The 20,350-nt window shown below is 67.2% G+C and carries 10 protein-coding genes; 6 read left to right on the top strand and 4 right to left on the bottom strand.

Features of this window, described 5'->3' with window-relative positions; genetic code table 11:
• Window positions 1–5 precede the first annotated feature (5 nt).
• The 5 genes from FIV09_RS17335 (at window position 6) to FIV09_RS17315 (ending at window position 7,215) form a co-directional block, all read left to right on the top strand.
• The gene (locus tag FIV09_RS17335; protein WP_152451958.1) at window positions 6–2,663 is read left to right on the top strand and encodes a TIGR02302 family protein; all 2,658 of its coding nucleotides are present in this window, start codon (window positions 6–8) and stop codon (window positions 2,661–2,663) included.
• Between the two features lie 216 nt (window positions 2,664–2,879).
• A complete protein-coding gene (locus FIV09_RS17330) occupies window positions 2,880–3,914 on the top strand; it encodes a TRAP transporter substrate-binding protein (protein WP_152451956.1) in 1,035 nt (344 codons plus the stop codon).
• A 78-nt stretch (window positions 3,915–3,992) separates the two neighbouring features.
• Window positions 3,993–4,607: a TRAP transporter small permease gene (locus tag FIV09_RS17325; protein ID WP_152451954.1), complete on the top strand. Its 615-nt coding sequence runs from the start codon at window positions 3,993–3,995 to the stop codon at window positions 4,605–4,607.
• A complete protein-coding gene (locus FIV09_RS17320) occupies window positions 4,604–5,920 on the top strand; it encodes a TRAP transporter large permease (RefSeq protein ID WP_152451952.1) in 1,317 nt (438 codons plus the stop codon). The genes FIV09_RS17325 and FIV09_RS17320 overlap by 4 nt, the downstream gene beginning before the upstream one ends.
• A gap of 116 nt (window positions 5,921–6,036) precedes the next feature.
• The gene (locus FIV09_RS17315; RefSeq protein ID WP_152451950.1) at window positions 6,037–7,215 is read left to right on the top strand and encodes an acetyl-CoA C-acyltransferase family protein; all 1,179 of its coding nucleotides are present in this window, start codon (window positions 6,037–6,039) and stop codon (window positions 7,213–7,215) included.
• Between the two features lie 13 nt (window positions 7,216–7,228).
• On the opposite strand, the gene pbpC is transcribed toward FIV09_RS17315, so the two are convergent.
• Together pbpC and FIV09_RS17305 are read right to left on the bottom strand one after the other, a co-directional pair.
• Window positions 7,229–9,238, bottom strand: coding sequence for a penicillin-binding protein 1C (gene pbpC / locus FIV09_RS17310; protein WP_152451948.1), 2,010 nt, complete (start codon window positions 9,236–9,238; stop codon window positions 7,229–7,231).
• 4 nt (window positions 9,239–9,242) lie between these two features.
• Window positions 9,243–14,651 carry an alpha-2-macroglobulin family protein gene (locus tag FIV09_RS17305; RefSeq protein WP_152451946.1) on the bottom strand — a complete coding sequence of 1,803 codons (5,409 nt, stop codon included), beginning with the start codon at window positions 14,649–14,651 and terminating at the stop codon, window positions 9,243–9,245.
• A 143-nt stretch (window positions 14,652–14,794) separates the two neighbouring features.
• Between FIV09_RS17305 and FIV09_RS17300 the strand changes: the two genes are divergently transcribed.
• On the top strand, window positions 14,795–17,335 hold the full coding sequence (locus FIV09_RS17300) for a PAS-domain containing protein (RefSeq protein WP_152451944.1): 2,541 nt from the start codon (window positions 14,795–14,797) through the stop codon (window positions 17,333–17,335).
• A gap of 28 nt (window positions 17,336–17,363) precedes the next feature.
• Here the strand turns inward: FIV09_RS17300 and yaaA are convergent, their stop codons facing one another.
• Both yaaA and recQ read right to left on the bottom strand, forming a co-directional pair.
• A complete protein-coding gene (yaaA, locus tag FIV09_RS17295) occupies window positions 17,364–18,146 on the bottom strand; it encodes a peroxide stress protein YaaA (RefSeq protein ID WP_152451942.1) in 783 nt (260 codons plus the stop codon).
• A 99-nt stretch (window positions 18,147–18,245) separates the two neighbouring features.
• On the bottom strand, window positions 18,246–20,300 hold the full coding sequence (recQ, locus tag FIV09_RS17290; protein ID WP_152451940.1) for a DNA helicase RecQ: 2,055 nt from the start codon (window positions 20,298–20,300) through the stop codon (window positions 18,246–18,248).
• Window positions 20,301–20,350 lie beyond the last annotated feature (50 nt).

Genomic DNA, 20,350 nt, shown 5'->3' with positions numbered 1-20,350 from the left:
CCGTGATGGCCGATCAGATGAGCGATCCGACCCAAGTGCTGGCGCAGGTGAAGCGTCCCGCAGCCCTGACGCGCGCCGGGCTTCTGGCCGAGCGGGTGGTGCGCTGCTTCTGGCCACTCTGGTCGGTCCTTATCACCGTTGTCGCCGCGCTGATGCTGGGCCTGCAGGACTTCGTTGCGGTGGAGGCCGTGTGGGCCGCGGGCCTCGTGGCGCTGGGCGCGCTCCTCTGGACGGGATGGTGGGGCGCACGCCGCTTCCGCTGGCCCACGCAGGAGGCCGCGATCATGCGGCTCGACGCGACGATGCCGGGGCGGCCCATCGCGACAGCGCTCGACAATCAGGCGATTGGCTCCGGCGATGCGGCAAGCCAGGCCGTGTGGCAGGCGCATCAGACGCGGATGCGCGCCCGGCTGGCCGAGGCCCGCGCGGTGGAGCCGGATCTCAAGACCTCGGAACAGGACCCCTATGCGCTGCGCTATGCCGCCTTGCTGGCTCTGTCGGTGGCGCTTCTTTTCGGGTCGGTCATGCGCGTATCATCCGTCACGGGCATGGGGCCGGGCGGCGGATCGGAGCTTGCCAGCGGACCAAGCTGGGAAGGCTGGATGGAACCGCCCGCCTATACCCGCCTGCCTGCGGTCTATCTCAACGACATTACCGATCCCGCGCTGTCGGTGCCCGCCGGGGCGACCGTCACGCTCAGGCTCTACGGCACACCCGGCGATCTATCCGTGACCGAAACGGTCTCCGGCAACCCGCTGACCGCCGATACCGACAGTGCGGATGACAGCGCGGCCGAGGGCGCGACGGCCACGGCGCAGGACTTCGTGGTTGCCCAATCGGGCCGCGTGGCCATCGACGGGCCGGGCGGGCGCGCCTGGGAATTTACCGTAACGCCGGACCAGACGCCTGACGTGGCGCGCGCGGGCCCATTCGACGTGAAATACGACGGTGCCGTGTCCTTGCCCTTCACCGCCAGTGACGATTACGCGGTCACCGGCGGCTCTGCCCGGATCGAGCTTGCGTTGGACGCGGTGGATCGGCGCTATGGACGCCGGATGGAGCCCGAAGCGCGCCCCGCGATCGAGGTCATGCTGCCGCTGCCGCTCGCGGGCGACAGGTCGGACTTTGAGGAGGCGCTCGTCGGAAACTTCTCGGAACATCCCTGGGCCAACCTGCCCGTCGAGATTTCGCTGCAAGTGACCGATGCCGCAGGTCAGACGGGGGCGGCCGCGCCAGACGTTCTGACATTGCCCGGACGTCGGTTCTTCGAGCCGATGGCCGCTGCACTGATCGAGGAGCGTCAGGCTCTGCTCTGGAACCGCGAAAATGCCCGCGACGTCGCGCTCATTCTTCGTGCGATCAGCTATGAGCCGGAGGGTCTGTTCCGGCAATCCTCGCATTACCTGCGCTTCCGCACGATCCTGCGCAGGCTCGAGGCCAATCTCGAGACCGGGCTCGATGACGCGACGCGGGATGAACTGGCTCAGGCGATGTGGGATCTGGCGCTGGTGCTCGAAGAGGGGGACCTCGACGATGCCCGTGAACGGTTGCGCCGCGCGCAGGAACGGCTGGAAGAGGCCATGCGCAACGGCGCGTCCGAGGACGAGATCGCCGAGTTGATGCAGGAGCTGCGCCGCGCCACGGATGATTTCATGCGTCAGCTCGCGCAGGAGCAGCGCCGCCAGAACGAACAGAATGGCGACCAGAACGCGCAGAACATGCCGCAGGACGGCATGCAGATGTCCCAGAACGACCTGCAGGAGATGATGGACCGCATCCAGGAGTTGATGGAGGAGGGCCGCATGGCCGAGGCCATGCAGGCGCTCCAGGAGCTTCAGGAAATGATGGAGAACATGCGCATCACCGAAGGGCAGGGACAGGGCCAGCCCAGCCCCGGCCAGCAGGCGATGGAGGGTTTGGGCGAGACGCTGCGCGAACAGCAGGACCTATCCGATCAGGCCTTCCGCGACCTGCAGGAGCAGTTCAATCCCGGTCAGAACCGGCAAGGCCAGCCCGGCCAGGAAGGTCAGCAGGGCCAGCAAGGGCAACAGCAGGGCCAGGGCCAGCAACAGGGCCGCGGCGAAGGCCAGCCCGGCGAGGGGCAGGGCCAGGGTCAAGGCCAGCAACAGGGCGAGCAGGGTCAGGGCGGACAGCAATCTCTCGAAGACAACCTGGCCGAACGGCAACGTGCCTTGCGCAATGAGCTGAACCGCCAGCGCCAGAACCTGCCGGGGCAGGGCACCGAGGGCGGACGCGCGGCGGGCGAAGCGCTCGACCGGGCCGAAGGCGCCATGGAAGGGGCCGAGGACGCATTGCGCGAGAATGACCTTGCAGGCGCCATCGACCGGCAATCCGAAGCCATGGAAGCGCTGCGCGAAGGCATGCGCAACCTGGGCGAAGCTTTGGCCGAGCAGCAGGGCCAACAGGGTGAGCAGGGCCAGCAAGGTCAGGCCGAAGGGTCTGACCCCGGTCAGCAGCGCGATCCGCTGGGACGCTCGGCCGGCACGAACGGACAGATCGGCTCTGACGAGCAGATGCTGGGCGGCGAGGATGTGTATCGCCGTGCGCGCGAGCTTTTGGACGAAATCCGCCGCCGTTCGGGCGAAGGCGAGCGTCCGGAAGAAGAGCTGGAATACCTGGAGCGACTGCTCGAACGGTTCTGATGGACGGCGCTCAGCCTTTGTGCCGCATGGTTGCGGCACATTGTGCTACACGTGCGTTGCTGGCCGTCGGGGCGGGGTGCGTCGGGACTCACCGACGGGCAGTTGCGAAAGATATCGCGGCAATTGCACTTCATTCCGTCCTGCGGCATCAATGCACGATAGAGGCTCGCACCGCGTATAGCGCGGCAGGAAAAGGGCCATCCAAGGGAGGATGAAATGAAGATCACTCGCAGACTTTTCGCGGGCGCCGCGACGCTCGCGCTCGGCCTAGGAGCAGGCAGCGCCGCGCTTGCACAGGACGTCACGCTGCGCATGCACCAGTTCCTGCCCGCGCAGGCCAATGTGCCCAAGAACATCCTGATCCCGTGGATGGAACGGGTCATGGAAGCCTCTGACGGCCGGATCGAGATCGAGCATTATCCCGCGATGCAGCTCGGGGGTACGCCGCCGCAGCTGATCGACCAGGTGATCGACGGGGTTGCCGATATCACCTGGACCGTCGCGGGCTATACGCCCGGTCGCTTCCCGCGCGCCGAGGTCTTCGAACTGCCCTTCACCATGACCGATGCCGAAGCCGCCAGCCGCGCCTATTGGCAGCTCGCCGAAGAGACGATGATGGATCAGGACTTCGCAGATTTCAAAGTCCTCGGTGTCTGGGTCCACGGTCCCGGCGTGATCCATACCGACGAGCCGGTGGAGGAACTTGGCGACCTGAACGGCATGAAACTGCGCGGCCCCACCCGCGTGACCACGCAGATGTTCGAGGATCTGGGCGCCACGGCTGTCGGCATGCCGGTCCCCGCGATCCCGGAGGCATTGTCGAAGGGCGTGGTGAACGGCGCGGTGATCCCATGGGAGGTGACCGCCGCCCTGAAGGTGCCGGAGCTCGTGCAGAACCACACCGAGCTCGGCAGTCCTGCGCTTTACACCACCGCCTTCATCTTCGCGATGAACAAGGATCGATACAACGCGCTTCCGGATGATCTGAAAGCGGTGATCGACGCCGAGTCGGGGCTCGAGTTCTCGGGCCTCGCGGGCAAGACCATGCAGGCCGATGACGGCCCGTCGCGGCAGATGGCGGTCGATGCGGGCAACAACATCATCGAGATCGGGGAGGAAGAGGCGGCGAAATGGCGCGAGGCGGCGCAGCCCACCATCGACCGCTGGATCGCGGAGATGGACGAGCGCGGCATGGACGGCACCGCATTGCGCGCCCGGTCGCTCGAGCTGATCGAGGCCAACACCAAATAAGACGCCGCAGACGCGGTTGGAAGGGCGCGGCTCTGATCGCGCCCTTCTGGTTTTCGGAGACCCCGGGGGAGTTTGGACATGCTCGCGCTGATCGACCGTCTGGCCCGCCTCATGGCGCTGATCGACCGTCTGGCCCGCCTCATGGCGCTGATCGGCGGTGTCGTGCTCGTGGCGCTGGTCATCCTGACCTGCGCCTCGGTGCTGGGACGGGGTCTCAACACGCTGGGGCATTCGGCCTTTCTGACAGGCTTTGCGCCAGGTCTCGCCGAGGCGCTGATCGCGGCAGGCGTGGGGCCGATCACGGGCGATTTCGAACTCGTTGAGGCCGGTGTCGCCTTCGCCATCTTTGCCTTCCTGCCGATCTGTCAGCTCTATTCCGCCCATGCCACGGTCGATGTCTTCACCCAGATGATGCCCAGCCGGGCGAACCGCTTTCTGCGGACGTTCTGGGAGGTCGTGCTGACGCTGACGATCTTCCTCATCACCTGGCGGCTGTTTCAGGGCATGCAGGACAAGATGCGCTACGGCGAGACGACCTTCCTGCTGCAATTCCCGATCTGGTGGGCCTATGCGCTGAGCCTCGCGGGTGCCGTCGTGGCCTCTGTCGTTGCGGCCTATTGCGCGGGCGCACGGGTGGCGGGGCTGATCACCGGTGGCCGCTATATGCCCGAGGAACAGAGGGCCGACCATTGAGCAATCTCGAACTGGGATTCCTGAGCTTTCCCGTCCTCCTGCTGATGATCTTCCTGCGCGCGCCCATCGGGCTTGCGATGCTGCTCTGCGGGATGGGCGGGCTATGGCTGGTGATCGGCACGCCGAACATGTTCCTGTCCAAGCTCAAATCCGAGACCTATTCGACCTTCTCCAGCTACTCGCTGACGATCATCCCGATGTTCCTCCTGATGGGGCAATTCGCGACCCTGTCGGGCATGTCGCAATCGCTGTTCCGCGCGGCTGAATCGTGGCTTGGCCACCGCAAGGGCGGGGTCGCCATGTCCGCTGTCGGCGCCTGCGCGGGCTTCGGCGCGATCTGCGGCTCCTCGCTTGCCACGGCGGCCACGATGAGCCGCGTCGCCCTGCCCGAACTAAAGCGCTACGGCTATTCCGGGGGCTTTTCGACGGCAACGCTCGCGGCGGGCGGCACGCTCGGCATCCTGATCCCACCCTCGGTGATCCTGGTGATCTACGCGATCCTGACCGAGCAGAACATCGCCAAGCTGTTCCTCGCGGCCTTCATCCCCGGCATCCTCGCGGCCATCGGCTACATCCTGACGATCTCGATCTATGTGCGGGTCCATCCCGATGCGGCGGGCTCGCGCGACCCGGTGCCCATGGCCGAGCGCATGCGCGCGCTGGCACAGGTCTGGCCGGTGCTTCTGGTCTTCCTGCTGGTCGTCGGCGGTATCTATCTGGGCTGGTTCACCCCGACGGAAGGGGCCGCGGTGGGGGCTGCGGGCACCGGCATTGCCGCGCTCTTCTCGGGCAACCTCACATGGGGCGTCTTCCGCGAAAGCATCATCCAGACCGCCACCGCGACGGCGATGATCTTCTTCATCGTGCTGGGCGCAGGCTTTTACAATTCGTTCCTCGCGCTGAGCCAAGTACCGCAGGAATTGTCGAACTGGGTCGTGGGACAGGGCTTCGCGCCGATGACCGTGCTGCTGATGATCCTGCTCTTCTACCTCGTTTTCGGGTGCCTGATGGACAGCCTGTCGATGATCCTGCTGACCATTCCGATCTTCTTTCCGGTGATCTCGATCCTCGATTTCGGCATGTCCGCGGAGCATATGGCGATCTGGTTCGGCATCCTCGTGCTCATTGTGGTGGAGGTTGGGCTGATCACGCCACCGGTCGGCATGAACCTCTTCATCATCAACTCGATGGACCGCGAAACGCCGATGTCGGCCACCTATCGCGCGGTGATGTGGTTCGTCTCCTCGGACCTCATCCGCGTCGGTCTTCTGGTGGCCTTCCCCTCCATCACGCTCTTCCTGCTCGGGGATTGATTCCGCAATCCAGACGCGGCGTGGCGCAGACGGTCCCGTTCGTGACGACACGTTGTGCCTTGCGCGAACGGGTGCGGGGCGCATAGTCGCGAAGGCAGCTTGAAAGGGAGAGCATCATGGACAAGGACATCGTCATTCTGTCGGGCGCGCGCACGGCCATCGGCACCTTCGGGGGCAGCCTTGCCGGAACGCCGCCAATCGACCTCGGCGCCGCCGCGTCGAAAGCCGCGCTGGAGCGCGCAGGCCTTGAGGGCGGCGATGTGGGCCAGGTCTTCTTCGGCCATGTCATCAATACCGAACCGCGCGACATGTATCTCAGCCGCGTCGCCGCGATGCAGGCGGGCGTGCCGGACACCGTGCCCGCGATGAACGTCAACCGGCTCTGCGGCTCGGGCGCGCAGGCCATCGTGTCGGGCGTGCAGGCGCTGGGCATGGGCGATTGCGACGTAACTCTGGTGGGCGGCGCGGAATGCATGTCGCGCTCGCCCTACATCGTGCCGGACCAGCGCTGGGGCTCGAAGATGGGCGACATCCGCACGCTCGACATGATGCTGGGCGCGCTCAACTGCCCCTTCGGCACCGGCCATATGGGCGTCACCGCCGAAAATGTCTCGGACGAGCATGACATCTCTCGCGAGGCGCAGGATGCCTTCGCCATGGAGAGCCAGGAACGCGCGGCCCGCGCCATCGCCGAGGGTCGGTTCAAGGAACAGATCACGCCGGTCGAGGTGCGCGTGAAGCGCGACACGGTGGCGTTCGAAACCGATGAGCATCCCAAGCAGACCTCGCTGGAAAAGCTGGGCGGGCTGAAGCCGGTCTTCAAGAAGGACGGCAGCGTCACCGCGGGCAATGCCTCGGGCATCAATGATGGTGCTGCGGCACTGATCCTCGCTACGGCGGAGGCCGCCCAGTCGAAGGGCGCGAAGCCTCTGGCCCGCGTGCTGGGCTATGCTCATGCGGGCGTCCGCCCCGAGGTGATGGGCATCGGCCCGGTCCCGGCGGTCGAGGCGCTCATGGCGCGGACCGGCCTTTCGGCGGGTGATTTCGACGTGATCGAATCGAACGAGGCCTTCGCGGCGCAGGCACTGGCGGTGAACAAGGGCCTCGGCCTCGATCCCGCGAAGGTGAACCCCAATGGCGGCGCCATCGCGCTTGGCCATCCGGTGGGTGCGACGGGTGCCATTCTGACCGTGAAGGCGCTTTACGAGCTGGAGCGCGTGGGCGGCAAGATCGGCCTGATCACCATGTGCATCGGTGGCGGGCAGGGCATCGCCATCGCGATCGAGCGGCTCTGACCGCGAATCCGCCCTAGTCCTGAACGAGGATCGACGCCCGCGCGGCCTGGCCGGCGGCGTCGATCACCGACAGCACGGAATATCCCTGTGGCGCGGCTTTGAGGATCGTCTGCGGCGTCCTGAGCCGAGTGGCCACGGGCGCGCCGTTCAACAGAAGCGTGTAGGGCGGGACCGCGCCGGTCAGCTTCACCGGAAGGGCGTCCGCCCCCTCCAGCACCGCGCCATCCGGCGGGAAGGCGATGACGAGTTTCGGCGTCGGTCGACCGCGATCCGCGAAGCGCTGCAACGGGCGCGGCAGCTCGGCATTGGACACGAGCAGCGTATCGGCAGGCGGTGGCGGCAGAGGCACCGCCGTGCCGCGCAGATGACCCAGCGCCTCGAACAGAAGCGGTGCTGCGGTGTCGCCGCCGAACGCCCCCGGCACCGGCGTGCCGTCCGCGCGCCCGATCCAGACGCCGACCACGTATTTGCCGTCAAAGCCAAGCGCCCAGGCATCCCGGTGCCCGTAAGAGGTTCCGGTCTTGTAAGCGACCGCACCCGGTGTGCCGGAGGCCTGGGGCGGCGGGATGTCCGACAGGATGTGCCCCACCTGCCAGGCCGCGCGCGGGGACAGGATGCGCGGGCCCGGTGCTGTGTCGTCCGGCGCGATGGTCAGCGGTCGCGCCGTCCCACCGGCGGCGAACATCGCGTAAAGCTGGGTCAGATCGCGCAGGCTGAGGCCCAGACCGCCAAGCGCCGTGGCAAGCCCCGGCTCCGATCCGAGCGCGGGCTGCAGACCGGAAGCGCGCAGCGCGGCCATCAGATGGGCCGGGCCCATCGCCTCCGTCAGATGCAGGACGGGGATATTCAGCGACAGCTGCAGTGCCTCGCGCGCGGTGACATCACCGCGATAAAGCCCGTCGAAATTCTGCGGTGCATAGGTGCCGAAGCGCACGGGGCGGTCCGACAGAAGCGTCTCGGGATGGGCCAGTCCCCGGTCGAAGGCCAGCCCGTAGATCAGCGGCTTGAGCGTGGAGCCGGGCGAGCGGATCGCGCGCGCCATGTCGACGTAGTGCCGACCGGGTCCGGCGGCATAGCCCGGCGCGCCGACATATCCCAGTATCTCGCCCGTGTGGTGATCGGCGGCGATCAGGGCGGACGAAAGAGACGGATCGCGCCCGGCCATGTAGCGCGCGACATGCCGTTCCAGACGGGCCTGAAGCCCCGCGTCGAGGCTGAGGCGCTGGCGTGTGGGGCCAGTTGCCAGCGGGGTGGTCAGGTGTGGCGCAAGAGACGGCATCGCATGGCGCGCGGTCGGGGCGGCATCGCGGCGGGCGGAATCCGCGGCTTTCCGCGACAGGAGGCCCGCGCGTTCCATCCGCGCCAGCACCCGATCCCGCGCCGTCCGGGCGGTCTCGGCATGTCTGTCGGGGCGGCGGGCTTCGGGGGCTTGAGGAAGTGCTACCAGAAGGGCCGCCTCGGCCGGGGTCAGGCGGCGCGGCTCCTTTCCGAGCCAGGACAGTGACGCCGCGCGCAGGCCTTCGATATTTCCGCCATAAGGGGCGAGGTGCAGGTAAAGGCTCAGGATGTCGTCCTTGGACAATTGCCGCTCCAGCGCGAGGGCCACGCGCATCTGCCGCAGTTTTCCCCGCCATGCGCCAGTGCCGCTGTCTTCCAGAAGCCGCGACACCTGCATCGTCAACGTGGAGCCGCCCGAGACGATGCCCCCATGCCGCATCGCCTGGCCTGCTGCGCGCAGAAGGGCAAGGGGATCGACGCCGCGATGCTGGTGGAAGCGGCGATCCTCATAGGCGATGAGCATCGCGATGAAGTCCGGATCGACCGCATCCAGCGATGTTGCCAACCGCCAACGTCCGTCGCCCATGGTGAAGGCGCGCAGGAGCCTGTCATCACGGTCCCGGATCTCGACGCCGACCTCCGGGATCAGCGGCGGCAGCGTCGTTGCCGCGATCCAGTCCTCCGCCCGGTCGTGGGCAAAGGCCAGTGACCACAGCGCCAATGCGAGGACGAGAAGCGCGCGCATGGCGCTACTCGGCGACCGACATGCGGCCCGTCGCGGTCACGGCGCGATATTCCGGGCGGTACATGTCTTCGACCAGCGCCGCGGGATGGTGAAAGTCCCCGGGCGAGACCGCGCGCACCATATAGGCCAGGCGGAATGGCTCCGCGCCCTGCCAATCCATAGCCGCGATGAAACGGTCGGTGCGGAATTCGGCGCTCTCCGTCTCGGCGGTCTGAAGCCAGTCGAGGGCCGCGATGTCACCGGCACGCAGAAGCGCGGGGTTGTCGATCTCGAACCCTGCGGGCAGCGGATCATCGACGATCAACCGCGCAGGCGTCTCCTCGGCCGGACGAATGGTCAGGACCGCGACCAGCCGGTCGCCCTGCGCGACCTGTCCTGTCAGGGGCGTGCCGTCGAGGCGGTAATAGGCCCGCTCCAACGCATATCCATAGCCGCCCGCCGGGGGCGCCACCTCGGGCACGCCGAGCGTTGTGAGGGTCAGAAGTGTCGCCCGTTCCGTCGTCAGGACTTGTGCGGGAAGCCCGGGCGCACGGCGGCGCAGGTAGGGGCCTTCGACCGGCGCACCATCCGCAAAAAGGCCCGAGGCAACGGGATCCGCGACAAGCGCCTCGGCGGCGGCCAGTGTCCAGGCGCTTTCCTGCGTCGACAGGGGGCGGCCCGGCGTTGCGAGCCTGTTGGTCAGCGCGTCCAAGTCCAGCGCCGTGCTCCCGGCCCCGCGCGCCAGGGTCACGAAGGCGGCGGTGTCGCGCAGGGTCGAGCCGTAATCGTCCCGCCTGCCGCCGCGCTCCGGCGTGGCAACCGCTGCAATCCGTGCTGCGGCAAGGCTGAACAGGCGATCCGCGCGCGGCTGATCTCCATAGGCTGCAAGCGCTGCGCCAAGCTGCGCTTGCGCCGTCGGTGTGGCCAGCGCATCGCCCTTCTCGTCGGCATAGTAGCGCAGATCACCCATGGAGGCGCGTCCTTCCTGGGCCAGCACGTAAAGCGCATAGGCAATATCCGTGCCGCCCCGGTCGAAATCGGGCGCATAGGCGATGCGGTTGGACAGGTTGTCGAGTGCGGATTCGAAGGCGCGCTCCGGCACGTCATGCCCCGCGCTGCGGGCGCGCGACAGGAAATCGGTCACATAGGCGTCAAGGAAGCCATCCCCCGATCCCGCGCGCCACAGACCGAACGCCCCGTTCGGGGCCTGCCGCGCCAGGATAGTCTCGATCGCCGCGCCGATCTTGGCATTGAGCCCCTCTGGCGGAACCATGTCGAGGCTGTCTGCCACCGGTCCCAGCGACAAAAGCGGCATGGCCTGCGATGTGACCTGTTCCGTGCAGCCATAGGGATAGCGGTCGAGCCCGCGCAAAAGCCCCGGCACATCGAACCGCGCGAATGCGCCTGCGGAGACCAGCAGCTCGGGCTGTCCGGTATACCCGGCGAACAGCGCATCATCGAGGATGAAGCTTTCGCCCGCGCCCAGCGTGATGCGCCGCGTCTCCGATGTGACGGGATCGTTCCGGCGCACGCCAAGGGCGAGGGTCTTCACAAGCCGCGTGCCATCCGGCGTCGTCATCGTGACGGTGATCTCGTGATCGCCAGGCGCTCCGGCCGACAGAGGCAGGCTGACCCGCCGGGTCGCGCCTTCGGACAACGTGACCGCGGCGGGGAGGGCGCTCGTGTCGATCTCCAGACCAGGTGCGGTGACAGCCAGCGTGATGTCGCCTGCCGGTCCCGTGGCATGGGTCAGATCGAGGGAAAGGCGCGCCGCATCCCCAGGCGCCAGGAAGCGGGGCAGCGCTGCTTGCAGAACGACCGGATCCCGCACGAGAACCTCGGCCTCGGCCGCACCCACGGCCGTATCGGTCCAGGCCAACGCCATCAGCCGCACTTCCCCGTTGAAGGTGGGCAGATCCAGCGTGACGCGCGCCTCTCCGGCCTCGTCGAGCGATAGCGGACCTTCGAAAAACGCCAGCAACGCTTCGGTCGGCGGGGGGCTTTGCGCCTCCATCCGGCCCATCGCGTCCCCGCCGGAGCGGATGCGCCCCAGCGCGCCGGTTTGCCCGTCGATCAGACGTCCGTAGAGGTCGCGGATCTCGACCCCGAGCCGTTTCTGCCCGAAGTAATGCCCGGCGGGATCCGGCGTCTCGAAGCCTGTCAGGTTCAGAATGCCCTGATCCACGGCGGCAAGGGTGACATGGGCCGCCCCTGCGCCCGCGTTTGGCACGCGGACCGTGACATCGAGCGGCCCGCGCGGCATGGCCTCCGCAACCGCGTCGATACTGACATCGAGCTGCCGTGCGCCCGGGGCGACGGAGGCATGGGCGAGCCCCAGCGCGCGGGTGGGATTGCGCCCCTCGGCCTCATCGAGCGGGCTTAGAAGTTCCGCGGTCACATAGGCGCCGGTGCCCCATTCCTCGGTCACCGGCAGCGCGATCACGCTCGTGCCCTCGGGCACCTCATGGGCCGACAGGGCAATAACCCGTTCGGTCAAAACGGAGACGAGGACGCGCCCGGCACGACGCGGAATAAGGCGCAATTGCGCGGTATCGCCGGGCCCGTAGCTTTCGCGGTCGAGGGACAGCTCCAGCATGTCGGGCGTCTCCGCCGCACCGGCAGGCGCGTACCAGCCTGCATCGACCGTGACGGAGGAGGCGGTATAGGTGCCGTCCGTCCGCTCCACCACCAGCTCGTAGCGCCCCCAATCGAGCGGTGCGGTGATTTCCACAGGATCGCTGCCCAGCGTGATCGTGCCCCCCGAGACGCGGCTGCGGGTCGTGATCGGCTCCCAGTTCCAATTGCCGTAAAGCGCGTACCATTGGTAGCGCGTCTCGACCCGGTTCAGGGTCCATTCGGCGCTCATGGGCGCCGGGGACAGATCGGGGCTGAAGCCCTGCACGCGGAACCGCGCCTCTGTGCCTTCGGGAATGGTGCTGTCGGTCAGCGCGCGGATGCCGATCACCGGGCCTGCCGGTCTGACGGGCCGAGCGATGCGCCGCTCCACCGGGCGGGCGGCACCGTCGAGGACGCGCAGGATCGCCGTCGCCTCCAGGGGCCGGTCGGTCAGATCGCTCTCGGGCAGGGGAAGGGGCAGTTCCGCGGCCCCGCCAGCATCGGTGCGCAGATTGCCGGGCAGGCTTTCGGTCCGCGTGGCGCTTTCCGCGTCATGGCGGCCGAAAAGATAGCCGGGCAGGACGTCGAGGCTGCGCTGCCCGCTCAGCCGGACCTCGCCTTCAAGCGGCAGATCCGCCCCCGGTGCCCCGAAGAGGTAATCCACCTGCACGGAGAGGCTCGGCGGCGCTATTGGGTCGATGGCGCCGTCCGGCAGCGACAGGTCCATATCCACGCGCTCGGGCACGAAATCCTCGACCAACAGGGCCCGGGAGGCCAGCGCGGGGGCGTCGGGATCGGCGTGAACTGCAAGCTGCCATGTTCCGCGCGGCACAGCCTCAGACAGCGGAAAGGCCAGAACATGCCCGCCCGCGCGATCCTGGGTGGAGACCTGCCGCGCATGCTCCACCCCGTCGGGCCGGGTCAGGATGGCGGTCAGCGGCACATCGGAGATCGCCGCCGCTTTCGCGTCCCGCATGAGCGCCGTCATGTGCACGGTCTCGCCCGCGCGGTACGCGCCGCGCTCCGTGGTGAGGAAGACATCCATCGGCCCCGGCGCTTCGCGTCCCGCAACGCCGCGATCCGACAGATCGAAGGCCGGACCGTCGAGCGACAGGAAGGTCATGTCGCCCGCCATCTCCGCGACCAGCAAGGCGGGTGCCGCGGCGCCGCTGCCGCGGGTCAGACCGGCGGGGAAGCGCGCGACACCTTCGGCGTTGGTCACCACCTTGCCCAGCTCGCGCATGGAGGTCGCCATCAGCGACAGGTCGAGCCCTTCGAGGGGAAGCGCATCCGACAAGCCTCGTGCGATCACGGTCAGCCCGTCCGACCCCCAAAGCGTGGTGAGACCGATATCGGAGACGACGAACCACTGCATCGCGGTCGGATCGTCATAGGGGTCCGCATCCGGCACACGGGCGGCAAGCGCGTAGATGCCGGGGGCGCGATCGGTCAGTGGCCCCTCCATCGGGATGCGCGTGGTGACCTCGGCATTCAGGCTTGTGTCGATGTCAACGCGCCCTTCCCAGACGGTCTCCGACAGAGTCGCGGCCAGCTCCTCCTCGTCCCAGGCCGAGAGCGGGCGCGCAAACAGATCCTGCTGAACGACCCGCAGAAGCGCGGCTTCGCTGACCCGGCGCAGCGTCAGATCGAGATGCGCGGTGTTGACCGTCTCGACCGGCAGGCCCGCCGCATCGGTCCGCGGCAACACGTAGGCGCGGCCCGGGAACCGTGCAGAAGGCGCCCGGTCGCGCACGTATTGCGTGACGGGAACATCCCGGATCAGCGTCTCGCCCGACGCGGCGGGAAGGCCCGCGCGAAAGACCAGGCGATATCGCTCGCCATGGCTGAGGCCCGAAACGCAGAGATCGCGTTCGCCCGGAGTGACCGCGAGGCGGGGATCGGGGAGCTGTACATAGGCCGCGTAATCCTGCCCCGCCTGGCGCAAGGGCTCTGAGAATACGGCGCAGATGCGCGGCTCCGCGCTATCGCTTTCAACCCGGGTTTCAGTGATGCGGAAGCCGTACTTCCCGATCATCTCGTCGAGGCTGGCGGTGATCTCGGTATTGGGCGAAAGACCTTCGGCCAGACGCAAGGCCGAGATCGCGAGCCGGCCATCGCCGGTATCTTCCAGCGCATGCGCCAAGGTCTGAAGGATGGTGGCGCGCAGCCCGTCGGGCCCTGCGCGCAGATAGGCGTTGATCGCCGCCTGCCGCGCGGTCGTGCGATTTGCCGCCCGGTTCCGCCCTGCCTCGTTCGCGGCTAGTCGCGCGCGGTGAGCAAGGCTGAGCCAGAGGATCGCGCTGTCGTCCTGGGCGACGGCTGTCGCAATCCAATCGGTCGCGGCCTGCAGATTGCCCCGCGCCTCTGCATCTTCCGCCGCACGCAGGAGCGCATCGACGCTCCATTGTCCGCCGCGATAGCGCAGGCCAAGGCCGCGCGCCTGCGCCTCCGCCGCATCAAGCTCCGCCTCGGTCAGAAAGTCCAGATCGCCGGCGCGTGCGTCGGCGCGGGCAATATCGGCGTTGGTTGCGTTGATCACCCGCCCCGAAATGGCCCCGTCGAAGGGCACCGCTTCGCCTGCACCGGTCTTGGAAAAACAGGCGCCCGCGCGGGCGTTGAAGGTGAAGGCGCCGCAATCGGGATCGTTCAGGCAGACCCGTTCGCAGGCCTCCAGCGTGGTCTCGAAGAGCGGCTGCAGATCGCGTCCGGGATAATCGATGTCGTTGGTGACGACGCTGCGGCGCTCGGGCAGGTCGGCCGATGCACCGATGGGGAGGCTCAGAAGGGCGGCAAGCCCCGCGACGAAAACGGCCCGCATGGCATCGCTCCTTGATCAACACGACCCAGGGAGCGTCGCATGCGCGGTCTTAATCGGGCAAGGATTCAATCCCGTCCGTCCCGCGTTAAGCACTTTTTCAGAGCTTCGGGTGCAGATGGGCGGGCTTGACCGAAAGGGCATCCATGACGCTGAGCCAGGCCCTCAAATCCGAACGGCGCGCCCGCCTGGCGGCAGAGCAATTGCTGGCGCAGAAGCATCGTGAATTGATGGCGGCCAACCGCAAGCTTGGCCTGCATACCCGTGAACTGGCGCAGGAGGTGTACGAGGCGCGCGCCCAGATGGCTTCCATGCGCAACGAGAATGCGCGCGTGTCCGACCAGCTCGACCGGGCGGTGGCACGCATCGAGATGGTCGAATCGCATCTGTGGCAGGCGCTTGAGGCGATCCGCGACGGGTTCGCGCTGTTCAACGCCGACGGCACGCTCGAGATCGCCAATTCCGCCTACCTGTCGCTGTTTGACGGGCTCAGCGATGTGGGCCCCGGCACGCATTTCCGCACCATCATCGAGATCACCGCCGAGGAGGGGCTGGTCGATATCGGCGAGGAACCCGCGCCGGACTGGATCGCGCGGATGGAGGCGACGTTCGCGGAAACCATCTCGAAACCGCAGACCCTGAAGCTTTGGGACGGGCGCTTCATCAAGATGCAGAACCGTCGGACGGGCGATGGCGCGGTGGTCAGTCTCGTCGCCGACATCACCGAGATGATGCGCATGTGGTCGGCCGTGCAGGAATTGCCCGACGGGTTCGTCCTCTACGATGCCGATGACCGGATGGTCATGTGCAATGAAAGGTATCGCAGCTTCTACGCAAAATCCGCCGCCGCCATGGTGCCCGGCGCCGCGTTCGAGGACATCTTGCGCTACGGGCTGAAGAACCGCCAATACCTCGAGGCGATCGGCCGGGAGGAGGATTGGCTGGCCGAACGCCTGGCACTGCATCGCAAGGCGGAGACGGTGGTGGAGCAGCCGCTCGAGGATGGGCGCTGGTTGCGCATCTTCGAAAAACGCGTGACCGACGGGTCGCGCGTGGGCCTGCGCGTGGACATCACCCATCTAAAGCAGACGCAGGCGGATCTGGAGGATGCGATCCGTCGCGCCGAATCCGCCAATCGCGCGAAATCCGCCTTCCTTGCCAATATGAGCCACGAGATTCGCACGCCGATGAACGGCATCGTCAGCATGTCCGAACTGCTGATGAGCACGCCTCTCAACGACGAGCAGCGCCTCTATTCCGAAACGATCCAGAATTCCGGCGAAGCCCTCCTGGTGATGATCAACGACCTGCTCGATTTTTCGAAGATCGAGGCGGAGCGCGTGGTCATAGCCGACGCGCCCTTCGATCTGGAATGCCTGATCCACGATCTGGTGACGCTGGTGCAGGGCTCTGCGCGCGACAAGGGGCTGTCGCTTCTGGTGGATTACGACATCTTCCTGCCCAGCCGGTTTTCGGGCGACGTGCACCGCATTCGGCAAGTTCTGACCAACCTCATCGGCAACGCCATCAAGTTCACCGACGAGGGGCAGGTTCTGGTCCGGATCGTGGGCCTGGGCGAGGAAAACGGGCGGATCGCGCTCAACATCACCGTGGAGGATACCGGCATCGGCATCCCCCCCGGCAAGACGGAGCATATCTTCGGCGCGTTCAACCAGGTCGAGGAGGACCGCGATCGCGCCTTCGAAGGGACGGGCCTCGGCCTGTCGATCTGCAAGCGCCTGGTGGAATTGATGGGCGGCGAGATCTGGGTGGAATCGACCCCCGGCCAGGGATCGTGTTTCGGCTTCCGTCTGACGCTCGGCATCGCGCCGGAAGACACCGCAAAGGCACCCATGGTGCGCAGGTCCATCCGCCGCGTCCTGGTTGCCGATCCGCATGCGGGATCGCGCGCGATCCTCGCGCGGCAATTGGGCCAGGTGGGGATCGGTGCGATCATGGCCGCAAGCGCCGAGGAGGCGAACGCCCTGCGCGCCGAAGCCTGGCAAGCAGCCATCCTGGCGGAGGATATGGGGGGTACTACCGGCGTCGAACTTGCGAAAAGCTGGCGTGACGCGGGGGAGCGGCGCGGCATTATCCTGTCCGTCACGCTGCCCGATCAGGAGCGCGCCGCGCTGGAGAGGGGGATCGTGCAAGCCACCCTGACCCGGCCCGCACCGCGCGCCAACCTCTATGCCGCGCTTGAGCGGATCGCGGGGCAGTCGGCCCCGTCTCGTCATGCAATTGCGCCGCCCGAGATTGCCGAGGCGGCCAAGGCGCCGGACCCGGAGGCCGAGCTGATCGACGTGCTGCTGGCCGAGGACAACAAGACCAACCAGCTCGTTTTCTCCAAGATGCTGTCCGACCTGCCCATACGGCTCCGGATTGCGGAGAACGGGCAGGAGGCGCTGGATCAGATCGCGGCGTCGCGGCCCGATCTGGTGTTCATGGATATTTCGATGCCCGGCATGGACGGCAAGGAGGCGACGCGGCGCCTCAGGGCGGAGGAAGACCGCTCAGGCGCGCCCCGATTGCCGGTCATCGCGGTGACGGCGCATGCCATGTCCGAGGATCGCAAGGCCACGATGGCCAGCGGGCTCGATGACTACATCACCAAGCCGGTGCGCAAGGCCGCGATCCGCGCCGCGATCGAGGCTGCCCTGCCGGGCCGCATCACCTCCGACGCCTAGGCGATGGCGCGGAGGCCCTGTTGTGGCTTCAAGCGGCGCGAGCGGCGTCTTCGCTGCGCAGGAAGACCGGCTTGTCGGGCTCCGACAGATCCTCGCGGTAGCGATAGCCGCCCAGGTCGAAATCCTTCAACGCATCCGGATCGGTCAGACGGTTCTGCACGATGAACCGCGCCATCGCGCCGCGCGCCTTCTTGGCGTAAAAGCTCACGATCTTCGGCGTGCCGTTCTTGTCTTCCATGAATTGCGGGGTGATCACCCGAAGTTCCAGCGCCTTTTCCGGAACGGCGCCGAAATATTCCTGGCTTGCGCAATTGACCAGCGTCGCCGTGCCGATGGCATCGGCCTGCGCTTTTAGCGCCTTGGCGATCTGATCGCCCCAGTAATCGTACAGCGATTTGCCGCGGCGGGTCTTGAGCTTCGATCCCATTTCCAGCCGGTAGGCCTGCATCGCGTCGCGCGGACGCAGCACGCCATATAAGCCCGAAAGAATGCGCAGATGGTCCTGCGCCCAATCCATCTCCTCGGGATCGAGGGAGGCCGCCTCGAGCCCCTGATAGGTGTCACCCGCGAAGGCGAGTGCTGCGGGGCGCACGGCATCCGCCTCGGGCGCGTCCGAGAAGTCGCGGAAGCGGTCGCGGTTGAGTTTCGCCAGATCGTCCGACAGATCCATCAGCGCCTTGAGATCCTTCAGGCTGAGATTCCGCATGGTCTTGGCGAGGCGCTGCGCATCCTCCTCGAAAACGGGGGCGGTCATGTCGGTTTCGCGCTCGGACCAGTCGAGGCGCTTGGCCGGGGAAATCGCGATCAGCATCGGGCGGCTCCTTGGGGCAGTTTCGGGGGCATACTTGGTTGTCCGACGATGTAGGCCAGCCGCGCGGACGGGAAAAGACCGCGGTGCGACAGCCGACGTTTATGCCGCGTTCGTCAGCACGTCCAGAAAGGCCGCCGCGAAGCGTTCCTGCCGTTTGTCATCGAGAAACCGGGCCAGGGCCGCATCGCTCGATGGGCGCGCCTCGGCGATCTTTGCCAGTTGCGCGGCGGAGCACGACAGCGGCTTGTCCGTGCCCTCGGGCCCGCGCACCAACGCCGCTTGCGCCTCAAGGAGCCGGTCGTAGAGCGAGCCTGCCGCGCGGCCCGCGAGCTTGCGGCGCGCGGGGTGCAGCGCCTCGGCCTCGCCCGCGATCACGGCCAGGAAATCGGCGCCGTACCGGTCGAGCTTCTTCGCCCCGACGCCGGAAATTCCTGCCATGTCGTCCAGCGTCTGCGGCCGCGTCTCGGCCATCTCAATGAGCGTCCGGTCGTTGAAGATCACGTAAGCCGGGACGGATGCGGCTTCGGCCAATGCGCGGCGCTTGGCCTTGAGCGCGGACAGCAGCGGCGCGTCCTCCTCGCTGACCAGTGCCTTGGGCTGGGCGCGCACGGCGCGACGGTCCACCACGTCGCGCCGCAGACGGATGCTTTCCTGCCCCTTGAGGATCGGCAGCGCGCGATCGGTCATCACCAGCGCGCCATGCCGTTCGGGATCGGGCCGCATCAGATCGAAGCCCATGATCTGGCGGAAGACGCCCTGCCATTGGCTTTGGTTGAGGTCGCGTCCGACGCCGAAGGTCGGCAATTGATCGTGGTTGCGCTGCCGCACCTTGTCGGTTTCGTTGCCGCGCAGGATGTCGATCAGGTGGCCCGCGCCGAAATTCTCGCCCGTGCGCAGCGCCGCCGACAGCGCCTTGCGGACGGCTTCGGTGCCGTCGAACGTCTCGGGCGGGCGGTCGCAGAGATCGCAATGCTTGCAGGGCGCTTCGAGCGTTTCACCGAAATACCCCAGAAGCGTGGCGCGCCGACAGGTCTGCGCTTCAGCAAGGCCCAGAAGCGCATTGAGCCGACCGTGATCAGCCACGCGCCGCTCCGCCGGGGCGAGGCCTTCGTCGATCTGCGCGCGTCGCAGCCGGATATCATCGGCACCATAGAGCGTCAGCGTCTCGGCGGGCGCGCCATCGCGGCCCGCGCGTCCGATCTCCTGGTAATAAGCCTCGATGGATTTGGGCAGGTCCGCATGGGCGACCCAACGGATATCGGGCTTGTCGACGCCCATGCCGAAGGCGACCGTCGCCACCACGATCAGACCATCTTCCTGCGCAAAGGCGGTCTCGACCGCGCGGCGCTCTTCGGCCTCCATGCCGCCGTGATAGGCGCGCGCCGCGTGCCCCTCGGATCGCAGCGCCTGGGCAAGCGTTTCGGTCTTCGCACGCGTTCCGCAATAGACGATGCCCGACTGGCCCTTGCGCGCGGCGGCATAGGCCAGGATCTGATTGCGCGGGCTGTCCTTCGGCGCGAAGGCCAGATGGATGTTGGGACGGTCGAAGCCGCGCAGGAAGACCTGCGGCTGGGCCCCGGGGAACAGCCGCTCGATGATCTCGGCGCGGGTCTCTTCGTCGGCGGTGGCGGTGAAGGCCGCAACGGGGACATCGAGTTCGCGGCGAAGCGCGCCGATGCGCAGGTAATCCGGACGGAAATCATGACCCCACTGGCTGACGCAATGGGCCTCGTCCACGGCGATCAGGGTCACGCCCGCCTGGGACAGCACGCGGGCCGTGCCACCGGAGGCCAGCCGTTCGGGCGCAAGGTAGAGCAGCTTCAGCTCGCCCGCATGGAGCGCATCGAAGACCGCGTCGTTTTCCTCGGACGTATTGCCGGAGGTCAGGGCGCCAGCGGCGACGCCCGCCTCGCGCAGGCCGCGCACTTGGTCGCGCATCAGCGCGATGAGCGGTGAGATCACGACCGTCAGGCCGGGGCGCATCAGTGCCGGAAGCTGGAAACAGAGCGATTTGCCGCCGCCCGTGGGCATGATCGCCAACACATCGGAGCCGTCGGCCACCGCATCCACGATTTCGCCCTGCCCGGGGCGGAAGGCGTCATAGCCGAAGACGTCACGCAACAACGCATCAGCGCCGGAGAGGTCGCGAGGCATGGGGAGACCCTGTTTTTTCTATATCTGCTCTTTGATGCAGGGTCTCATAC

Source organism: Roseivivax sp. THAF197b (assembly GCF_009363255.1).
Lineage (GTDB): Bacteria > Pseudomonadota > Alphaproteobacteria > Rhodobacterales > Rhodobacteraceae > Roseivivax.
Note: the sequence above shows the minus strand (reverse complement) of the source record. Positions and strands in the feature narration are given on the sequence as shown.